The sequence below is a fragment of the Herbaspirillum sp. 1173 genome (genome assembly GCF_031455335.1).
Lineage (GTDB): Bacteria > Pseudomonadota > Gammaproteobacteria > Burkholderiales > Burkholderiaceae_D > Herbaspirillum > Herbaspirillum huttiense.
In genome coordinates this window covers 1-21133 of record NZ_JAVDSP010000017.1, presented here as the reverse complement: position 1 = coordinate 21133, position 21133 = coordinate 1, and the positions used below count along the sequence as shown (strand labels likewise).

The 21133-nt window shown below is 60.5% G+C and carries 14 protein-coding genes, 1 tRNA gene and 1 pseudogene; all 16 read right to left on the bottom strand.

The window, feature by feature from the left end; genetic code table 11:
* Positions 1-797, bottom strand: a 797-nt coding sequence (locus J2X56_RS26875) for an elongation factor Tu (protein ID WP_310164243.1), incomplete at its 3' end; no start/stop codon positions are given.
* A gap of 109 nt (positions 798-906) precedes the next feature.
* Positions 907-3012, bottom strand: a complete 2106-nt coding sequence (fusA, locus tag J2X56_RS26870; RefSeq protein ID WP_013232184.1) for an elongation factor G — start codon at positions 3010-3012, stop codon at positions 907-909.
* Between the two features lie 126 nt (positions 3013-3138).
* A complete protein-coding gene (gene rpsG / locus J2X56_RS26865; RefSeq protein ID WP_006465489.1) occupies positions 3139-3609 on the bottom strand; it encodes a 30S ribosomal protein S7 in 471 nt (156 codons plus the stop codon).
* Between the two features lie 158 nt (positions 3610-3767).
* Positions 3768-4151: a 30S ribosomal protein S12 gene (rpsL, locus tag J2X56_RS26860; RefSeq protein WP_006465490.1), complete on the bottom strand. Its 384-nt coding sequence runs from the start codon at positions 4149-4151 to the stop codon at positions 3768-3770.
* Positions 4152-4504: 353 nt separating this feature from the next.
* Positions 4505-5662 carry a hemin-degrading factor gene (locus J2X56_RS26855; RefSeq protein WP_121037786.1) on the bottom strand — a complete coding sequence of 386 codons (1158 nt, stop codon included), beginning with the start codon at positions 5660-5662 and terminating at the stop codon, positions 4505-4507.
* Between the two features lie 43 nt (positions 5663-5705).
* Positions 5706-8003: a TonB-dependent hemoglobin/transferrin/lactoferrin family receptor gene (locus J2X56_RS26850; protein WP_310164239.1), complete on the bottom strand. Its 2298-nt coding sequence runs from the start codon at positions 8001-8003 to the stop codon at positions 5706-5708.
* A 365-nt stretch (positions 8004-8368) separates the two neighbouring features.
* A complete protein-coding gene (rpoC, locus tag J2X56_RS26845; RefSeq protein WP_121037792.1) occupies positions 8369-12610 on the bottom strand; it encodes a DNA-directed RNA polymerase subunit beta' in 4242 nt (1413 codons plus the stop codon).
* Between the two features lie 293 nt (positions 12611-12903).
* Positions 12904-17010 carry a DNA-directed RNA polymerase subunit beta gene (rpoB, locus tag J2X56_RS26840; RefSeq protein WP_034333534.1) on the bottom strand — a complete coding sequence of 1369 codons (4107 nt, stop codon included), beginning with the start codon at positions 17008-17010 and terminating at the stop codon, positions 12904-12906.
* A gap of 279 nt (positions 17011-17289) precedes the next feature.
* A complete protein-coding gene (rplL, locus tag J2X56_RS26835; RefSeq protein ID WP_034333536.1) occupies positions 17290-17667 on the bottom strand; it encodes a 50S ribosomal protein L7/L12 in 378 nt (125 codons plus the stop codon).
* Positions 17668-17763: 96 nt separating this feature from the next.
* Positions 17764-18261, bottom strand: coding sequence for a 50S ribosomal protein L10 (rplJ, locus tag J2X56_RS26830; RefSeq protein WP_006465496.1), 498 nt, complete (start codon positions 18259-18261; stop codon positions 17764-17766).
* Between the two features lie 335 nt (positions 18262-18596).
* Positions 18597-19292: a 50S ribosomal protein L1 gene (rplA, locus tag J2X56_RS26825; protein WP_008334113.1), complete on the bottom strand. Its 696-nt coding sequence runs from the start codon at positions 19290-19292 to the stop codon at positions 18597-18599.
* Positions 19292-19723, bottom strand: coding sequence for a 50S ribosomal protein L11 (gene rplK, locus J2X56_RS26820; protein ID WP_007875265.1), 432 nt, complete (start codon positions 19721-19723; stop codon positions 19292-19294). Before rplK ends, rplA begins: the two co-directional genes overlap by 1 nt.
* 160 nt (positions 19724-19883) lie before the next feature.
* Positions 19884-20474 (bottom strand): transcription termination/antitermination protein NusG, encoded by a 591-nt coding sequence (gene nusG / locus J2X56_RS26815; RefSeq protein WP_034333546.1) that lies wholly within the window; start codon positions 20472-20474, stop codon positions 19884-19886.
* Position 20475: 1 nt separating this feature from the next.
* Positions 20476-20856 (bottom strand): preprotein translocase subunit SecE, encoded by a 381-nt coding sequence (gene secE / locus J2X56_RS26810; RefSeq protein ID WP_013232176.1) that lies wholly within the window; start codon positions 20854-20856, stop codon positions 20476-20478.
* Between the two features lie 31 nt (positions 20857-20887).
* Positions 20888-20963, bottom strand: a tRNA-Trp gene (locus J2X56_RS26805).
* Positions 20964-21036: 73 nt separating this feature from the next.
* Positions 21037-21133, bottom strand: a pseudogene (locus tag J2X56_RS26800) (elongation factor Tu); the annotation flags it as partial.

Here is a 21133-nt window from a genome sequence, read left to right as displayed (position 1 = left end):
TTGCGGAACATTTCCACGCCGGTGCAGGTGGTCTTCTGGGTGTCAGCGATACCGACGATTTCGATTTCTTCGCCGACCTTGATGATGCCGCGCTCAACGCGACCGGTCACCACGGTGCCACGGCCGGAGATCGAGAACACGTCTTCCACCGGCATCAGGAAGGTACCGTCAACGGCACGTTCCGGGGTCGGGATGTAGGTGTCCAGGGCTTCGGCCAGGGCCATGATGGCTTGCTCGCCCAGGGGACCAGTGTCGCCTTCCAGCGCCAGCTTGGCCGAGCCCTTCACGATGGGCAGGTCGTCGCCAGGGAACTCGTACTTCGACAGCAGTTCGCGGACTTCCATTTCCACCAGTTCCAGCAGTTCAGCGTCGTCCACCATGTCAGCCTTGTTCAGGAAGACGATGATGTAAGGAACGCCAACCTGACGCGACAGCAGGATGTGTTCGCGGGTCTGCGGCATCGGGCCGTCAGCGGCCGAGCACACCAGGATCGCGCCGTCCATCTGGGCTGCGCCGGTGATCATGTTCTTCACATAGTCGGCGTGGCCTGGGCAGTCAACGTGCGCGTAGTGGCGGTTTGCGGTTTCGTATTCGACGTGCGCGGTGTTGATGGTGATGCCGCGTGCCTTTTCTTCAGGCGCTGCGTCGATCTGGTCGTAGGCCTTCGCTTCGCCGCCGAACTTCTTCGACAGAACGGTTGCGATTGCAGCGGTCAGGGTGGTCTTGCCGTGGTCAACGTGACCGATGGTGCCGACGTTCACGTGCGGCTTGGTCCGTTCAAACTTGCCTTTTGCCATTTTAAATTTCCTTCAAAAGAACGATATGTTCGATGTTCAATATTCAATGTAAGGCTGGTGATCCAGCCAGCGATCCCCTCCACTCGGAAGAGATCGCCATTCCTGCAACTTACTTGGCCTTGGAAGTGACGATTGCGTCGATCACGTTCTTGGGCGCTTCGGAGTAGTGCTTGAATTCCATCGAGTAGGTTGCACGGCCTTGGGTAGCCGAACGCAGCGTGGTCGAGTAACCAAACATTTCCGACAGGGGCACTTCCGCCTTGATGATCTTGCCACCACCGCCGGCGATTTCATCCATGCCCTGGACCATGCCACGGCGGGACGACAGATCGCCCATCACGGTACCGGCGTAATCTTCCGGGGTTTCCACTTCGACAGCCATCATCGGTTCCAGAATGACGGGGCTGGCGCGGCGGCAACCTTCCTTGAAGGCCATCGAACCGGCCATGCGGAAGGCGTTTTCGTTCGAGTCCACATCGTGGTACGAACCGAAGAACAGGGTGACCTTGACGTCAACGACAGGGTAACCCGCCAGCACGCCGGTGTTCAGGGTTTCACGCACGCCCTTTTCAACGGCCGGGATGAATTCGCGAGGAACGGTACCGCCCTTGATCGCGTCGACGAACTCGAAGCCCTTGCCGGCTTCTTGCGGCTCGATCTTCAGAACGACGTGACCGTACTGACCACGGCCACCCGACTGCTTGACGAACTTGCCTTCGGATTCTTCGCAGGTCTTGCGGATGGTTTCGCGGTAAGCCACTTGCGGCTTGCCAACGGTGGCTTCCACGTTGAATTCACGCTTCATGCGGTCAACGATGATGTCCAGGTGCAGCTCGCCCATACCGGCGATGATGGTCTGGCCCGATTCTTCGTCGGTACGCACGCGGAACGACGGATCTTCAGCAGCCAGGCGGTTCAGGGCCAGGCCCATCTTTTCCTGGTCGGCCTTGGTCTTGGGTTCCACAGCCTGCGAGATCACCGGCTCGGGGAAGACCATGCGCTCCAGCACGACCATTGCCTTGTCGTCGCACAGGGTGTCACCGGTGGTGGTGTCCTTCAGGCCCACGACGGCGGCGATGTCACCAGCCATCATTTCCTTGATTTCTTCACGCTGGTTGGCGTGCATCTGAACGATACGGCCGATACGTTCCTTCTTCGACTTCACCGAGTTCAGCACGGTGTCGCCCGAGTTCAGGGTACCGGAGTAGCAGCGGATGAAGCACAGCTGGCCAACGAACGGGTCGGTAGCGATCTTGAAGGCCAGGGCGGAGAACTTCTCGTCGTCCTTGGCTTCGCGCACGACCGGCTCGTCGTCTTCGTTCAGGCCCGGAACCGGGGGAATGTCCACCGGCGACGGCAGGTATTCAACGACGCCGTCCAGCATCGCTTGCACGCCCTTGTTCTTGAAGGCGGTGCCGCACATCATCGGGACGATTTCGCCGGAGATGGTGCGTTGACGGATCGCGCCCTTGATTTCGGCTTCGGTCAGGTCGCCTTCTTCCAGGTACTTGTTCATCAGGTCTTCCGATGCTTCAGCAGCGGTTTCGACCAGGTTTTCACGCCACTTCTGCGCGTCAGCCTTCAGGTGCTCGGGGATGTCGCGGTAGTCGAACTTCATGCCCTGGGAAGCGTCGTCCCAGTAGATCGCACGCATCTTGACCAGGTCGATCACGCCTTCGAAGTTTTCTTCGGCGCCGATAGGCACTTGCATCGGGATCGGGTTGGCCTTCAGGCGAGCACGCATCTGCTCGTAGACCTTGAAGAAGTTGGCACCGGTACGGTCCATCTTGTTGACGAAGGCCAGACGCGGGACCTTGTACTTGTTGGCCTGACGCCACACGGTTTCCGACTGCGGCTGCACGCCGCCCACTGCACAGTAGACCATGCAGGCGCCGTCGAGCACGCGCATCGAACGTTCCACTTCGATGGTGAAGTCAACGTGACCCGGGGTATCGATGATGTTGATGTGGTGGGCCGGGAAGTTGTTCGCCATGCCCTTCCAGTAACAGGTGGTCGCTGCGGACGTGATGGTGATGCCGCGCTCTTGTTCCTGTTCCATCCAGTCCATGGTGGCGGCGCCGTCGTGCACTTCACCGATCTTGTGGTTCACACCGGTGTAGAACAGCACGCGCTCGGTCGTGGTGGTCTTGCCAGCATCGATGTGCGCGGAGATACCGATGTTGCGGTAGCGCTCAATGGGGGTCTTGCGAGCCATGATTTATTCCTAAGTCTTTAATGCACGAAACCGAGCGTCATTTTTTTCAAATAAACGCTCGGCTCGAACCAATTTAGATGCAGGCCAGGAAACACCCGGATAGGGTACGTCCAGGCCCAGTCTTGATTAGAAGCGGAAGTGCGAGAACGCCTTGTTCGCTTCTGCCATACGGTGCACTTCATCACGACGCTTCATGGCGCCACCACGGCCTTCGGCGGCTTCCATCAGTTCACCACCCAGGCGCTGCGGCATCGACTTTTCGCTGCGCTTGTTGGCGGCTTCACGCAGCCAGCGCATCGACAGGGCCATACGGCGCACCGGACGCACTTCAACGGGCACCTGGTAGTTGGCGCCACCGACGCGGCGGGACTTGACTTCCACCATCGGCTTGCAGTTGTTCAGGGCTGCGGAGAACACTTCCAGCGGGTCCTTGCCCGACTTGGTCTGGATGTAGTCGAAGGCACCGTAGATGATGTTTTCAGCAACGGACTTCTTGCCCGACAGCATCAACACGTTCACAAACTTGGCGACTTCAACGTTGCCGAACTTCGGATCCGGCAGAATTTCCCGCTTGGGGACTTCACGACGACGTGGCATTTCGATTCCTTTCAATCTTCAGTTGAGTGGGCGAACCCTGCTTCAACTTCGCCTGCACTCGCGGAGAGCCATCATGGCTTCCACTTACTCGGCCCAACCTGGACCGACTCTGAGTCTGTTCACACGACGCGCGAAAGCGTCATGATAAACACCAATTATTACTTCTTCGCTGCCTTGGCGCGCTTGGCACCGTACTTCGAGCGAGCTTGCTTACGATCCTTGACGCCCTGGGTATCCAGTGCACCGCGAACCATGTGGTAACGCACACCCGGCAAGTCCTTCACACGGCCGCCGCGGATCAGCACGACGCTGTGTTCTTGCAGGTTGTGGCCTTCACCGCCGATGTACGAAATGACTTCGAAACCGTTGGTCAGGCGCACCTTGGCCACCTTACGCAGCGCCGAGTTCGGCTTCTTCGGGGTGGTGGTGTACACGCGGGTGCAGACACCGCGCTTTTGCGGGCTGTTTTCCAGCGCCGGCGACTTGCTCTTCACGATCGCGCGGACACGTGGTTTGCTAATCAGTTGATTGATGGTTGGCATCGTTTTAATCCAACAAAGTACAACATTGAAAACAGGTTCCGGAATCGGTTGCCCGGAACCACACAGGAAACTCTTGTGCGCAAGACAATGCGCAAATCGGATTTAAGACCGGAAGGGAGGGTAGCGTCGCAGAAGCGATGTTTCAGACCAAAGAACGCATAAGCCCGGGAGAGCCTAAATTCGAGAACTCGCGAGTGTACGCCGGAATGTCCAGCGGGTCAACCCGAAGCGGGCTCCGGTGCCGATTTGACGCGGTTTATGGCCATTTCGCCACGGTTTACGGGTGGCGAAATGGCAATGTTTTCCTTGATGCAAGAGTTGCACGCAACGCCTGCATTGCCCTCGTGGCAAGTTCAGCCGCGCGGCAGCGCCTCGACCATGTTGCGCCACTGCATCGTCTCGGGCTGGCCGCGGTCGCGGCGCGAGAAGAAGTTGACGATCTGCTTGCCCTGGGCGTCATAGAACTCCACCGAGGTGATCATGCCGTGATCGGTCGGACGACGCACCACCCAACCGTGATCCACCGCCTTGGCGCGCAGATGGAGGTTGAAATCCGGATCGAGGACGTTGTACCAGTCCCCCGCCACGGCTGTCTTGCCGATCAGGCCGCTATAGATCTGCGTCATGCCGCCATTGCTGACGAACACCATGATGGGCTGCTGGCGTTGCCTGGCGTCTTCCAGCAGCGCCTGGGCCGCCTGCGGAGCGATGCGCCAGGCGGAGTCGGGACCAATGAGCTGCAGTGCCTGTTCGCGGGTCAGCTTGAGCTCGCGCAGCAGGCGCGGGAATTGGTGCACGTCGGTCAACTCATGCCAGGACTGGCGCAGTTCGCGGATCGCCTCGGCACTGGGTGGCGCAGCCTGCTGTGCAGTCGCCGTCACCGGGCCGGGCTCGATGTTCAAGGCCGCCTGTTGATCGGGCAGCCTGAAGTCCGCCACCAGACGATCGAATTGGGCCACGTGCTGCTCATTGTCCAGATAGACCTTGTGCACGGCATCGCCCTGGCGGTCGAAGAACTGCAGGCTGCGGCTGGTCTTGCCATCCCGGCGCGCTTGCACCACCGCAAAGGCGCTGCCCCATTTGGCCGTGAAAAAACGCAGATCAATGGGGCCGCCCGCGAAGCCGGTCCCGGGGATCACCCTGCCCTGCTCATCCCGTTTGACGGGCGTGACTTCGCCGCTGCGCTCCAGCACGGCATCTTCATTGCGCGTGATGGCCTTGATGCGGCCCAGCTCCGGCAGACGTTCGAACAGGGCCTCGATATCGGCCGGGTCCCCCTTGAGGCGCACGGCATTGCGGCCGACCTGGGTGGCCAGCAAGGCCGATTCTTTGACACCGAGTTCACGTGCGGCATCTCGGGTATGAAGTTTTGGCTGCGAACGCTGCAGCTCTGCCCAGCGTTCGGACAAGGAGGGCTGAGTCGCGCAGCCGGCAGCGGCCAAGGTCGCGGCCAGCAACACGGCCAGGGAGGTACGGCGCAATGCGGGGCGGGCGATGATGTGCTTGCTCATGGAATTCCTTCAGGATGAATGAGAGGTGGACGGGTCCGGTGAATCAGTAGGCGATCTTCAGGCTGACATTGAAGCTGCGCCCCGGCTCGGTATAGGCATCCTTGTTGACCGCGCTGTCGGCCAGCGACAAGCCGCGGATGTCGGTCCAGCTCCAGTACTTGCGGTCGAACAGGTTGCGGATGCCGGCGGTGACGGTCATGTTGCGGGTGAGGTGATAGCCCCCCGAGAGATCCATCACGAAGAAGGAGGGCGAGACGAAGTTGGTGGCGGTCGGAATGTCTTCCTTCTTCTTGGCCGCGTTGTAGACCAGGTCGCTCTGCACGAGCCACTGCTGGGCACGCTCATAGCGCAGGCCCGCCACCACCGACAGCGGGGCCACGGATTCCAGTCCCTGCTCGACGCCATTGGTGGTCGTAGTTCCCTTGGTCCAGGCGAACCCGCCCTTGACGGTGAAGCCATTGTCGAGCGCGTAATCGATCCGCCCTTCCAGCCCGTGGATCTCGGCCTTGGCCGCATTGCGGTACTGGAAGATGGTCGGGTTGGCCGCCGTGAGGTTGCCGCCCACCGTCACGAGGTCGATGAAGTTGCGGTAATTGCCCTTGTATGCCGCCGCACTGTAGCGCAGCGCTCCGGGCCCGGCCGCCAGCTTGCCGCGCAGGCCGACTTCGACCGTGTTGCTGGTTTCGGGCTTGAGGTCAGGATTGGAGATCTGGCGATAGACGGTATTGTTGAAGAAGGAATTGATCTCCTGCGGCGAGGGCGAACGGAAGCCGCGCGCATATTGGATGTAGGGGATGAAAGCCGGCGTGACTTCATAGAGGAACGCCAGGCGCGGCGAAAAGGCGCTGTCGCGGCTGCTCACTGCAGGCTGCCCGTTGGCGATGGCCTGGGCGTCATATTTCTCGCTGGCCTTGGGCTTGAGTTCATAGCTGTCCAGGCGCAGGCCAGCGATGGTGGTGAGCGCGCCGGTGCGCATCTCATCCTGCACATAGGCCCCGAGCTGGGTGCTCTCGGTCTTGGGGAAGTACTGGCAATACTGCGTGCCGGTGCAACTGGTCCAGCCGGTGCCGTCGGCGCTGGTCTGTAAGGTGGACAGGCTCAGGTCCAGCCCATAGACCAGCTTGTGCCGCCAGCTATCGGAGCCGAAGTTGCTCTCGGCCAGCAGGCTGCCGCTGATCATCTGGTCGCTGTAGGAAACCGCACGGAAACGCGGCCGCACGATCGTCGCCGTGCTGGTGCCGGCTTCATTGGTGAGCTGGTCGGTGTCGGCATTGCGCCAGGTGAGGCTGGCCTTGAATTTTTGTATCCACGGCTGATCCGCATCGTTGCGTTCATAGGCCAGCGTGGCACGCTGGCCGGTGGACTTGCTGCTGGTGCTGTAGGCGGTCACACCATTGCCGATCGCAGAGAGGCTGTCCCCGCTCTCGCGCTCTTCGGTGGCCTGCAGGGTGAGCTTGAAGGTGTCGATGCCATTGGGCTTGAAGACCAGTTTGCCCAGGGCCGAGCGATTGGTAGTGCTCATCGGGTCGGGCGTGGTGCGGGCGCTGCCACGCACGTCGTTGGTCCCCTTGTTGTCGCTCTCGTTGCCGTGGCGCGCATTGAGGATCAGCATGCCCTGCCATTGCTCGCTGCCCCAGGCCGCGCTGGCGGTCGCGCCAAAGCTCTTGTCGACCGAGTCGTAGGAAGGCTTGAAGGAGAAATAGCTGGACTTGCCATAAACGTCCAGCAAGTCGGACGGGTCCTTGGTGATGAAGTTGACCGCGCCGGTGAGCCCATCGCTGCCGTAGAGCGAAGACGCAGGCCCGCGCAGCACTTCGATGCGGCGATACAGTTCGGTGTCCGTAGTCGCACCCCGCCCCACGCTGGCCACGCCCTGGCTGAAAGCGCGCGGCATGACGATGCCATCCTCCAGCATCAGCACGCGATTGCCATCGAGGCCACGAATGGTGATGCCCTCATTGCCGCCACGCCCGGTGGTGGCCGTCGCCCCCGTGATGCCGGACATGCGATACACCGAGCGCCGCACCTCCACCCCCGGCTCGTAGCGCAAGGCATCCTTGATGTCCTTGGCGTTGTGCTGCTCGATCTCCTCGGAGGTGATGACGGAGACAGTGGCGGCCGCGTGATCGAGGTCACTGCTGCCGGAACGATTGGCCGTGACCACCACGTCCTGCAGCTTCTTGCCGCTGGCTTGCGCCAACGTGATGGACTCGCTCGCAGACGCGCGAGCGGGATCGGCTTGGGTATTGGCATCGGCCGATTGCGCAAAGGCACCCGCACACAGCCACTGCTGCAGCGCCAGGAAAACGGCCGCTGCACATTTCGATTTGCATGGAAACACTGGTAACCACCCCTTGGTCTGGTTCGGTTACTAGCGCTGGCTGGCTACCTCTTGGATAAAAACGGCCTGCGGGCGCAGGTCGTCGTCGATATGAAGATTGATTCCACGCGACGGGAATCAGATGAGAATCATTATTATTTGGAGATGATAAAAGATTCACTCATCCTTGGCAATGCCGCAAGCAGCAAGGCCTACCGCCAGTAGGGACAAACAGGGATATGAAGGCCGTGATGCCCCGGCAAATAACCCCCATGAACGAAAAAACGGCACCGGAATTGCTTCCGGTGCCGTTCTCTCTTGCAGCTTGTTGTTTTGCCGGGGTGGCCGGTCCAGCTGGCCACCCCTTGATGCCTTGCCAGCGATGCTTACGCTTCGCCTTCGCCGCCACCGATGGATTCGGTCGAGGAGACTTCCTCGTCGGCGAAGTCGGAACGGGAGGCACGTTCGGCTTCGAGCAGTGCTGCGCGCTCTTCGGCTTCCCATGCATCCTTTTCCTTGCGGGCGCGGTGGAAGGCCAGGCCAGTACCGGCCGGGATCAGGCGGCCGACGATGACGTTTTCCTTCAGGCCGCGCAGGCCGTCCTTCTTGCCCATGATCGCCGCTTCGGTCAGCACGCGGGTGGTTTCCTGGAACGATGCGGCCGAGATGAAGGAGTCGGTCGACAGCGATGCCTTGGTAATACCCAGCAGCACGTTTTCGTAGGTCGCCGGGATCTTGCCTTCGGCGGTCACGCGGTCGTTCTCGTCCAGCAGCTCGGAGCGCTCGACCTGCTCACCTGTGATGTAGTTGGTGTCGCCCGGCTCCACCACTTGCACGCGGCGCAGCATCTGGCGCACGATCACTTCGATGTGCTTGTCGTTGATCTTCACGCCCTGCAGACGGTACACGTCCTGCACTTCGTCCACGATGTAGCGAGCCAGCGCTTCGATACCCAGCAGACGCAGGATGTCCTGCGGATCGGCCGGACCGTCGACGATCATTTCGCCCTTGTTCACCACCTGGCCGTCGTGCACCAGCACTTGCTTGTCCTTGGTGATCAGGAACTCGTGCTTGGTGCCTTCCATGTCGGTGATTTCCAGACGCTGCTTGCCCTTGGTTTCCTTGCCGAAGGCAACGGTACCAGTGACTTCGGCCAGCATGCCGGCATCCTTCGGCGAACGGGCTTCGAACAGCTCGGCCACGCGCGGCAGACCACCGGTAATGTCACGGGTCTTCTGCGATTCGGTCGGGATACGGGCCAGCACTTCACCCACATGCACTTGCTGGCCGTCCTTGACGGTGATCAGCGCGCCGACCTGGAAGCCGATGGTCACCGAGTGCTCGGTGCCGGCGATCTTCACTTCTTCGCCTTGTTCGTTCAGCAGTTTCACCTGCGGACGCATGACCTTCGAGGAAGGACCACGGCGCTTCGCATCGATGACCACCAGGGTCGACAGACCGGTGACTTCGTCGATCTGCTTGGCCACGGTCGAACCCTCTTCCACGTTTTCGAACTTCACGGTACCGGAGTACTCGGTGATGATCGGACGGGTCAGCGGATCCCAGGTCGCCAGGGCGGTACCGGCCTTGATGGTCAGGCCATCCTTGACGATCAGGGTGGCGCCGTACGGCACTTTGTGACGCTCGCGCTCACGGCCCAGGTCGTCGGTGATCAGCACTTCGCCGGAACGGGAAATGACGATCTGTTCGCCCTTGCCATTGGTCACGTAACGCATCGTGGCGGTGAAGCGCACGGTGCCGTTGGACTTGGCTTCCACCGAGGAGGCCACCGCTGCACGCGATGCCGCACCACCGATGTGGAAGGTACGCATGGTCAGCTGGGTACCCGGCTCACCGATGGACTGCGCAGCCACCACACCGACGGCTTCGCCGGAGTTCACCAGCAGGCCACGGCCCAGGTCGCGGCCATAGCACTTGGCGCACAGGCCATAGCGGGTGTCGCAGGTCAGCGGAGTACGCACCTTCACTTCGTCGATACCCATGCGTTCGATCTCTTCGACCTTGTCTTCGTCCAGCAGGGTGCCGGCTTCGAACAGGGTGGATTGATCTTCCGGGTTGACGATGTCGGTCGCAGCCACACGGCCGAGGATACGGTCGCGCAGGGCTTCGATGACTTCACCGCCTTCGACCAGCGCCTTCATGGCCGAACCGTTGGAAGTGCCGCAATCGTCTTCGATCACGACCAGATCCTGGGTCACGTCCACCAGACGACGGGTCAGGTAACCGGAGTTTGCGGTCTTCAGCGCGGTGTCGGCCAGACCCTTACGGGCGCCGTGCGTCGAGATGAAGTACTGCAACACGTTCAGGCCTTCGCGGAAGTTCGCGGTAATCGGCGTCTCGATGATGGAGCCGTCAGGCTTGGCCATCAGGCCGCGCATACCGGCCAGCTGGCGAATCTGGGCAGCCGAACCACGGGCGCCGGAGTCGGCCATCATGTAAATCGCGTTGAACGATTCCTGAGTGGTCTTCTTGCCTTCGCGGGTGATGACGTCTTCCACCTTCAGCTGGTCCATCATGGCCTTGCCAACTTCGTCACCGGCCTTGCCCCAGATGTCCACAACCTTGTTGTAACGCTCGCCTGCGGTCACCAGACCCGAGGAGTACTGCTGTTCGATCTGCTTGACTTCCGATTCGGCAGCCGCGATCAGGGTGGCCTTTTGCGGCGGCACCAGCATGTCGTCCACGCAGATGGAGATACCGGCGCGGGTCGCCAGGCGGAAGCCCGACTGCATCAGCTGGTCGGCAAACACGACGGTGGCACGCAGACCGCACTTGCGGAAGGACGTGTTGATCAGCTTGGAGATTTCCTTCTTCTTCAGCGCGCGGTTCAGCACCGAGAACGGCAGGCCCTTGGGCAGGATCTCGGAGAGGATGGCGCGGCCGATGGTGGTCTCGTAGCGCTTGACGGTACGCACGAATTCGCCGGTGACCGGATCCTTCGGGTGTTCCACGATACGCACCGTGATACGGGTGGCCAGCTCGACTTCCTTGTTGTCGTAAGCGCGGATGACTTCCGACACGTCCTGGAACATCATGCCTTCGTTCTTGCCGTTGATGGCTTCACGGGTGGCATAGTACAGACCCAGCACGATATCCTGGGACGGCACGATCGACGGTTCGCCGTTGGACGGGAACAGGATGTTGTTGGAGGCCAGCATCAGGGTGCGGGCTTCCATCTGTGCTTCGATCGACAGCGGAACGTGGACAGCCATCTGGTCGCCGTCGAAGTCGGCGTTGAACGCCGCACAAACCAGCGGGTGCAGCTGGATCGCCTTGCCTTCGATCAGGACCGGCTCGAACGCCTGGATGCCCAGACGGTGCAGGGTCGGCGCACGGTTCAGCATGACCGGGTGTTCGCGGATGACTTCTTCCAGGATGTCCCAGACCACCGGCTCTTGCGCTTCCACCAGCTTCTTGGCGGCCTTGATGGTGGTCGACAGACCCATCAGTTCCAGCTTGTTGAAGATGAAGGGCTTGAACAGTTCCAGGGCCATCAGCTTGGGCAGGCCGCACTGGTGCAGCTTCAGCTGCGGGCCCACCACGATGACCGAACGGCCGGAGTAGTCCACGCGCTTGCCCAGCAAGTTCTGACGGAAACGGCCGCCCTTGCCCTTGATCATTTCGGCCAGCGACTTCAGCGGGCGCTTGTTGGCGCCGGTCATAGCCTTGCCACGACGACCGTTGTCCAGCAGCGAGTCCACTGCTTCCTGCAGCATGCGCTTTTCGTTGCGCGTGATGATTTCTGGAGCACGCAGCTCCATCAGGCGCTTCAGACGGTTGTTACGGTTGATGACGCGGCGGTACAGGTCGTTCAGGTCGGAGGTCGCGAAGCGGCCGCCATCCAGCGGCACCAGCGGACGCAGTTCCGGCGGCAGCACGGGCAGCACTTCCATGATCATCCAGTCGGGCTTGATGCCCGAGCGCTGGAACGCCTCCAGCACCTTCAGGCGCTTGGCGTACTTCTTGATCTTGGCTTCGGACTTGGAGTCCTTCAGTTCCTGGCGCAGGGTTTCCGCTTCGCGGTCGATGTCGATCGAGCGCAGCAGTTCGCGGATACCTTCGGCGCCCATGAAGGCGATGAAGTCGTCGCCGTACTCTTCGTACTTGGCGGCGTAGTCGTCTTCGGACATGATCTGGCACTTCTTCAGCGGGGTCATGCCAGGATCGGTCACGACGTAGGCTTCGAAGTACAGCACGCGCTCGATGTCGCGCAGGGTCATGTCCAGCACCATGCCCAGACGGGACGGCAGCGACTTCAGGAACCAGATGTGGGCAGTCGGGGACGCCAGCTCGATGTGGCCCATGCGCTCACGGCGCACCTTGGCCAGGGTCACTTCCACGCCGCACTTCTCGCAGATCACGCCACGGTGCTTCAGGCGCTTGTACTTGCCGCACAGGCACTCGTAGTCCTTGATGGGGCCGAAGATCTTGGCGCAGAACAGGCCGTCGCGCTCAGGCTTGAAGGTACGGTAGTTGATGGTTTCCGGCTTCTTGACTTCGCCGAAGGACCACGAGCGGATCTTGTCAGGCGAAGCCAGACCGATCTTGATCGCGTCGAATTGTTCGTTTTGCTGGACTTGCTTGAATAGATCGAGCAGTGCTTTCATGTATCACTCCAGGTTGGCGTGAGAAACTAAATTTACGTGTGGCCGGTTCACCCTGCTTAACCCTGTTCGCATCGGCGGGAGAGCCAGCGAAGCCTCTGCTTCGTGGTGCCGCTCGATACCGGGACAGACCTCCCCAGCTTACTGCCGTACTTCGCTTGAATCTCTTGAATCTGTTGAATCTCTTGATTCGTTCACATCGCCCGTGGAGCGATGCGTCACTACTGAATTCTTGAATTCTTGTTTTGCCGGAAAAACCGGCGGGGTGCGCAGCCTGCGCCACGCACCCCTTTACATCATTCGCGTTCCAGGTCGATGTCGATACCCAGCGAGCGGATTTCCTTCACCAACACGTTGAAGGATTCCGGCATGCCGGCATCGATCACGTGATCGCCCTTGACCAGGTTCTCGTACACCTTGGTACGGCCGTTCACGTCGTCGGACTTCACCGTCAGCATTTCCTGCAGGACGTAGGAGGCACCGTAAGCTTCCAGTGCCCACACTTCCATTTCGCCGAAACGCTGGCCGCCGAACTGCGCCTTGCCGCCCAGCGGCTGCTGGGTCACCAGCGAGTACGGGCCGGTGGAACGGGCGTGCATCTTGTCGTCGACCAGGTGGTGCAGCTTCAGGTAGTGCATGTAGCCAACGGTCACGGTGCGCTCGAAGGCTTCACCGGTACGGCCGTCATACATGGTGACCTGGTTCTTGGACGGGGTCATGCCCAGCTGCTTGGCGATCGGGTCCGGATAGGCCAGATCGAGCATGCGGCGGGTTTCTTCCTCATGCGCACCGTCGAACACCGGGGTCGCGAAGGGCACGCCCTTCTTCAGGTTGGTCACCAGCTCGATGATTTCCTCATCGCTGAAGGTATCCAGTTCTTCCTTCTTGCCCGATTCGTTGTAGATGGTGGTCAGGAACTTGCGCAGTTCCGCGACCTTGGCTTGCGCCTGCACCATCTCGCCCAGACGCAGGCCCAGACCCTTGGCCGCCCAGCCCAGGTGAACTTCCAGCACCTGGCCGACGTTCATACGGGACGGAACACCCAGCGGGTTCAGCACGATGTCGGCGGGGGTACCGTCGGCCATGTGCGGCATGTCTTCGATCGGCAGGATACGCGAGACCACACCCTTGTTACCGTGACGGCCGGCCATCTTGTCGCCAGGCTGCAGGCGGCGCTTCACGGCCAGGTAGACCTTGACCATCTTCTGCACGCCCGGCGGCAGTTCGTCGCCCTGGGTCAGCTTCTTGCGCTTCTCTTCGAAGGCCAGGTCGAACTGGTGACGCTTCTCGGCGATGGATTCCTTGATGGCTTCCAGCGCGTTGGCGATGTCGTCATCGGCCGGACGGATATCGAACCAGTGGAACTTGTCCAGGTCGTCAAGGTAAGCCTTGTCCAGCTTGGTGCCCTTGACCAGCTTCTTCGGACCGCCGTTGGCGACCTTGCCGATCAGCAGACGCTCCAGACGCTGGAAGGCATCGCCTTCCACGATACGCAGCTGGTCGTTCAGGTCCAGGCGATAGCGCTTGAGTTCATCATCAATGATCTGCTGGGCGCGCTTGTCACGCTGGATGCCTTCGCGGGTGAACACTTGCACGTCGATGACGGTGCCGACCATGCCCGAGGGCACGCGCAGCGAGGTGTCCTTCACGTCGGAAGCCTTCTCGCCGAAGATCGCGCGCAGCAGCTTCTCTTCCGGGGTCAGCTGGGTCTCGCCCTTCGGGGTGACCTTGCCGACCAGGGTGTCGCCGGCTTCGACTTCGGCGCCGATGTAGACGATACCCGACTCATCCAGACGGGCCAGTTGGTTCTCGGCCAGGTTGGAGATGTCGCGGGTGATTTCTTCTGCACCCAGCTTGGTGTCACGTGCGACCACCGACAGTTCCTCGATGTGGATCGAGGTGTAGCGGTCATCGGCCACGACCTTTTCGGAGATCAGGATCGAGTCTTCGAAGTTGTAACCGTTCCAGGGCATGAACGCCACCAGCATGTTCTGGCCCAGGGCCAGCTCGCCCATGTCGGTGGAGGCACCGTCGGCGATCACGTCATGCTTGGCCACGCGGTCACCGATCTTGACGATCGGGCGCTGGTTGATGTTGGTGTTCTGGTTGGAACGGGTGTACTTGATCAGGTTGTAGATGTCCACACCGACTTCGCCCGCTTGCGCTTCTTCGTCGTTGACGCGGATCACCACACGGCCTGCATCGACGTAGTCCACCACGCCGCCACGCAGGGCTTGCACGGTAGTACCCGAGTCGACTGCCACGGTACGCTCGATGCCGGTGCCGACCAGCGGCTTTTCCGGACGCAGGCAAGGCACGGCCTGGCGCTGCATGTTGGCGCCCATCAGTGCACGGTTCGCGTCATCGTGTTCCAGGAACGGAATCAGCGAGGCTGCCACCGACACCACCTGGCCCGGGGCCACGTCCATGTACTGCACGCGTTCCGGCGAGACCAGGATGGTTTCGCCAGCTTCACGGGCCGACACCAGTTCGTCGGACAGCTTGCCTTCGCCGTCGATGGTCGCGTTCGCCTGGGCGATCACGTAACGACCTTCTTCGATGGCCGACAGGTAGTCGATCTGGTTGGTGACCTTGCTGCCCTCGACCTTGCGGTACGGGGTTTCCAGGAAACCGTATTCGTTCAGGCGGGCATACAGCGCCAGCGAGTTGATCAGGCCGATGTTCGGGCCTTCAGGCGTTTCGATCGGGCAGACGCGGCCGTAGTGGGTCGGGTGCACGTCGCGCACTTCGAAGCCGGCGCGTTCGCGGGTCAGACCGCCAGGGCCCAGGGCGGAAACGCGGCGCTTGTGCGTGATTTCCGACAGCGGGTTGGTCTGGTCCATGAACTGCGACAGCTGGGACGAACCGAAGAACTCACGGATGGCAGCCGAGATCGGCTTGGAGTTGATCAGGTCGTGCGGCATCAGGTTGTCCGCCTCGGCTTGGCCCAGGCGTTCCTTGACAGCGCGCTCCACGCGCACCAGGCCGGCGCGGAACTGGTTTTCGGCCAGTTCGCCCACGCAACGCACGCGACGGTTGCCCAGGTGGTCGATGTCATCGACTTCGCCACGGCCGTTACGCAGTTCGACCAGGATCTTGATGACGGCCAGGATGTCGTCATTGGACAGGGTCATCGGACCGGTCAGCTCGTCGCGGCTGACGCGACGGTTGAACTTCATGCGGCCCACGGCCGACAGGTCGTAACGGTCTTCGCTGTAGAACAGGCCGTTGAACAGGGCTTCCACGGACTCTTCGGTCGGCGGTTCGCCAGGACGCATCATGCGGTAGATCGCCACGCGTGCAGCGGTCTGGTCAGCGGTGTCGTCGGTGCGCAGGGTCTGCGAGATGTAGCCGCCCTGGTCCAGGTCGTTGGTGTACAGGGTCTGGATGGCCGAGATGTTGGCTTCGCGCAGCTTGGCCAGCAGTTCTTCGGTCAGCTCGTCGTTGGCGCTGGCCACGACTTCACCGGTCTCAGGATCGACGATATTCTTGGCCAGCACGCGGCCCAGCAGGTAGTCCTCAGGCACGGAGATGTGCTTGATGCCGGCGGCTTCGATGTCACGCACGTGCTTGGCGTTGATGCGCTTGTCCTTGGCGACCATCACCTTGCCCGACTTGTCGGTGATGTCGAAACGTGCGACTTCACCGCGCAGGCGCTCGGAGACGAACTCCATGTCCGCGCCTTCGGCGTGCAGGTTGAAGTTGTCGAAGACGAAGAAGTTCGCCAGGATCTGCTCGGAGGTCATCCCGATGGCCTTGAGCAGGATCGTCACCGGCATCTTGCGGCGGCGGTCGACGCGGAAGAACAGGATGTCCTTCGGGTCGAATTCGAAGTCCAGCCAGGAGCCACGGTAAGGAATGATGCGGGCCGAGAACAGCAGCTTGCCCGACGAGTGTGTCTTGCCGCGGTCGTGTTCGAAGAACACGCCCGGGGAGCGGTGCAGCTGGGACACGATCACGCGCTCGGTGCCGTTGATGACGAAGGAACCGGTGGTGGTCATCAGGGGCAGTTCGCCCATGTAGACTTCCTGTTCCTTCATTTCCTTGACGACCGGCTTAGTCGGCGATTCCTTGTCCAGGATCACCAGGCGCACCTTGGCACGCAGCGGGGACGCGAAGGTCAGGCCACGTTGTTGGCACTCTTTGACGTCAAACGGCGGAGCGCCCAGCACATACGACAGGAATTCGAGGCGCGCAAAGCCATTGTGCGACACGATGGGGAAAATCGAGGTGAAAGCCGATTGCAGGCCTTCATTCTTGCGTTCCGATGCGGCACGTTCGGGTTGCAGGAAATTCTGATACGACTCGATCTGAGTCGCGAGCAGGAACGGAACGTTGTGGACGTTTGCGCGTTTCGCGAAGGATTTGCGAATGCGCTTCTTCTCAGTAAATGAGTAGTGCATGGACACTCCGTGAGTGACAGGAAGGATAGAGAATTCAAGATTCGATCAGACCGCGCGACTTGCCGGCAAAGCAGTCCGGGCCATCGGCACTCAAATCTTCAAATGTCTACCCTAGTTTTTTGCTGAGATCGCGCTTAATATTCCCGACAACGAATACTGCGGCGCGTCAACATCACCAGCAAAAATAAGAAACGACAAAGGAGCCAAAGCCGAATCCCTTTTTCAAGGGATTCTGCACTTTGACTCCGGAGTAATGACTCGCCTTGGTAGGCAAGAGAATTACTTCAGTTCGGCCTTGGCGCCAGCTTCTTCCAGCTTCTTCTTGGCAGCTTCAGCGTCAGCCTTGGCGATGCCTTCCTTGACCGGCTTCGGTGCACCGTCAACCAGATCCTTGGCTTCCTTCAGGCCCAGACCGGTGATTTCACGCACGGCCTTGATGACGCCGACCTTGTTGGCGCCGACTTCAGCCAGCACAACGGTGAACTCGGTCTGCTCTTCAGCAGCAGCAGCGGCACCAGCGCCACCGCCAGCAGCGGGAGCGGCCATTGCGGCAGCGGAAACACCAAACTTCTCTTCGAATGCCTTGACCAGGTCATTCAGTTCCATCACGGACAGCGCGCCAACGGCTTCCAGGATGTCTTCTTTGCTAATTGCCATTTGAAACTCCTAAATTTATTTCGGTAATAACATCAGATTGGTAGTGACGCGAAAGCATCGAAACTGCAGAGCGGGGCCGCCTCAGGCGGCCGTGCCTCATGCGGCTTCGGCTTCCTTCTTGGCTGCCAGGGCAGCCAGAGCGCGCGCAAAGCCCGACACCGGAGCCTGCATCATGCCCAGGACCTGGGCCAGCAGAACTTCGCGAGACGGGATGTTTGCCAGCGAAGCCACAGCAGCCTTGTCCAGCTGCTTGCCTTCGTAGTTACCTGCCTTCACAACCAGCTTGTCGTTGGTCTTGGCAAAGTCCGACAGGACTTTGGCAGCGGCCACGGCATCTTCCGAGATCGAGTAGATCAGCGGACCGGTCAGTTGCGGGGCGAGGTCGGCAAACTTCGTGCCTTCAACAGCGCGACGAGCCAGCGTGTTTTTCAACACGCGCAGGTACACGCCTTGGGCACGCGCTTGTGCGCGCAGTTGCGTCAAGGAACCAACCTGGATGCCACGGTATTCGGCCACGACGATCGTTTGCGCAGTTGCTACCTTTGCGGAAACTTCGGCGACGACGGCCTTCTTGTCATTCAGATTGAGACTCAAGATCAACCTCCAAAAATAGTACTCGGCCACTACACAGGCCACTGCCTGCTTGCCTTGCACCGGTTCGAACACGGCGTCCGACGTTTAGGAGTTCACTGCAGCATAGGGCAAAACTGAATATGCTGCCTGAGACTACGAAACTTGCTCGGGTTCACCATCTGCGTTGGGTTCACTGGACTTGCGGCCAGCGTTTTTAACTTCATCCGGCTTGTTGCTGCCGGCTTCCGCCCAACGGTCTTTGAAGGCCTGCCGCAATCGATTGCTGATTGCGCTCAACTGCGACAGCCCAAAGAGATGCCCCGTTTCCTTACGGAAACGGGGACTGTATTGCTTGCTTAGGCAGCCAGGGAAGCCTGGTCCACGCGAACGCCAGCGCCCATGGTGGACGACAGAGCGATCTTGCGCAGGTACACACCCTTGCTGCTGGCCGGCTTGGCCTTGTTCAGGGCATCGATCAGGGCCAGCAGGTTGGCCTTCAGATCGGCGTCGGAGAACGACTTGCGGCCGATGGTGGCGTGGATGATACCGGACTTGTCGGTACGGTATTGCACTTGACCAGCCTTGGCGTTCTTGACGGCAGTTGCCACGTCCGGGGTCACGGTGCCAACCTTCGGGTTAGGCATCAGGCCGCGGGGACCCAGGATCTGACCCAGGGTACCGACGATACGCATGGTGTCGGGCGAAGCGATGACGATGTCGAACGGCATGTCGCCGGCCTTCACGCGCTCTGCCAGATCTTCCATGCCGACCACGTCAGCGCCGGCTGCCTTGGCAGCTTCAGCCTTGTCGCCGGAGGCGAACACGGCCACGCGAACGGTCTTGCCGGTACCGGCAGGCAGCACCACCGAACCACGGACCACTTGGTCCGACTTCTTCGCGTCCACGCCCAGCTGGACGGCGACGTCGATCGATTCGTTGAACTTGGCGGTTGCAAATTCCTTGATCAGGGAAACGGCGTTGTCGAACGGATAGGCCTTGGTACGATCGACCTTTTCCTTCATTGCCTTGACGCGCTTGGATACCTTAGCCATTACAGACCCTCCACCGTGATGCCCATCGAACGTGCGGAACCAGCGATGGTACGCACGGCAGCTTCCAGATCAGCAGCGGTCAGGTCCGGCTTCTTCTGGGTTGCGATCTCTTCCGCTTGCTTGCGGGTGATCTTGCCGACCTTGTCGGTATGCGGCTTGGCGGAACCCTTCTGGATACCAGCAGCCTTCTTGATCAGGATGGTCGCCGGCGGGGTCTTCATCACGAAGGTGAAGGACTTGTCCGCGAAGGCGGTGATCACGACCGGAATCGGCAGACCGGGTTCGACACCTTGAGTCTGGGCGTTGAAGGCCTTGCAGAACTCCATGATGTTCAGACCGCGCTGACCCAGGGCCGGGCCGATCGGGGGGGACGGGTTTGCTTTACCAGCTGGCACTTGCAGCTTGATAAAACCAATAATCTTCTTTGCCATGACGGCTCCTTATTGATTGAGTTGTAGCGCCGTGTCATTCGCCTTGCGGCTCCTTACTGCGGCTCCTCGGATGACTGGATGATCGGACGATGACTTGTCCGGTACGCTCCAGCGGGCGTTGAAAACTTGACAGGGAAAGGCGGGATTCCGGAGGGCGGGATCAGACTTTTTCCAGTTGGCCAAATTCGAGTTCGACCGGGGTGGCGCGACCGAAGATGGTGACCGAGACGCGCACGCGCGATTTCTCGTAGTTCACTTCCTCGACGTTGCCGTTGAAGTCGGTGAACGGGCCTTCCTTGATACGGACCATTTCGCCAACTTCGTAGAGCACCTTCGGACGGGGCTTCTCGACGCCTTCTTGCATCTGGCGGAGCAGCGAGTCCACTTCGCGCTGCGGCAGCGGAGTCGGACGATTCGACTTGCCACCAATGAAACCGGTCACTTTGGCGGTGTTCTTCACCAGGTGCCAGGTCTCGTCCGTCATTTCCATCTCGACCAGGACGTAGCCCGGGAAGAAACGACGCTCGGTCACGGACTTGTGACCATTCTTCATATCAACGACTTCTTCAGTCGGCACCAGGATCTGGCCGAACTGTTCTTGCATGCCGGCGCGGTTGATGCGCTCGGTCAGCGCGCGCTGCACGCTCTTTTCCATGCCGGAATATGCATGCACCACGTACCAGCGCTTGTTTCCTGCGCTTGAAACGCTTTGCGCACCAATCGGTGCGCTGTCTTGCGTGCTATCGCTCATGTTATTTCCAGCCCAAAATTACGTCGTACAACAGGAACTCGAGCAACTTGTCCGTACCCCAGAGGAAGATCGCCATGATCAGCACGAAGGCGAAGACCACCGCCGTGATCTGCATGGCTTCCTTGCGGGTGGGCCAGACGACTTTCTTGGTTTCGCGCACGGATTCCTTGGCGAAACCGACGAAGCCGCGGCCTTGTGCAGACGTCCAGGCAAACGCCACAGCCACCAGCAGACCGGCGACCAGGGCGACAGCGCGCACCGGAGTCGACTGATCAGACAACACAAAAAAACCGACCACGCCTGCAACCACAGCCACGATCGCCAATGCGATCTTGATCTTGTCGTTGGAGGTGTTGACGGTTTGAACTGGCTGGCTAGACATATTTACTTTCAGTACCCTGCACCAGATTCGGTGGCAGGGGCGGAGGGCATCGAACCCCCAACCTTCGGTTTTGGAGACCGACGCTCTGCCAATTGAGCTACGCCCCTACAAAAACTCGCGATTGAGACACGAATGCCGCGATACGTTACGCACCGCGGCAAAGTGTTTTACAGCTTGATCTTAGTCGAAGATCTTGGCAACCACGCCGGCGCCGACGGTACGGCCGCCTTCACGGATAGCGAAGCGCAGACCTTCTTCCATGGCGATCGGGTTGATC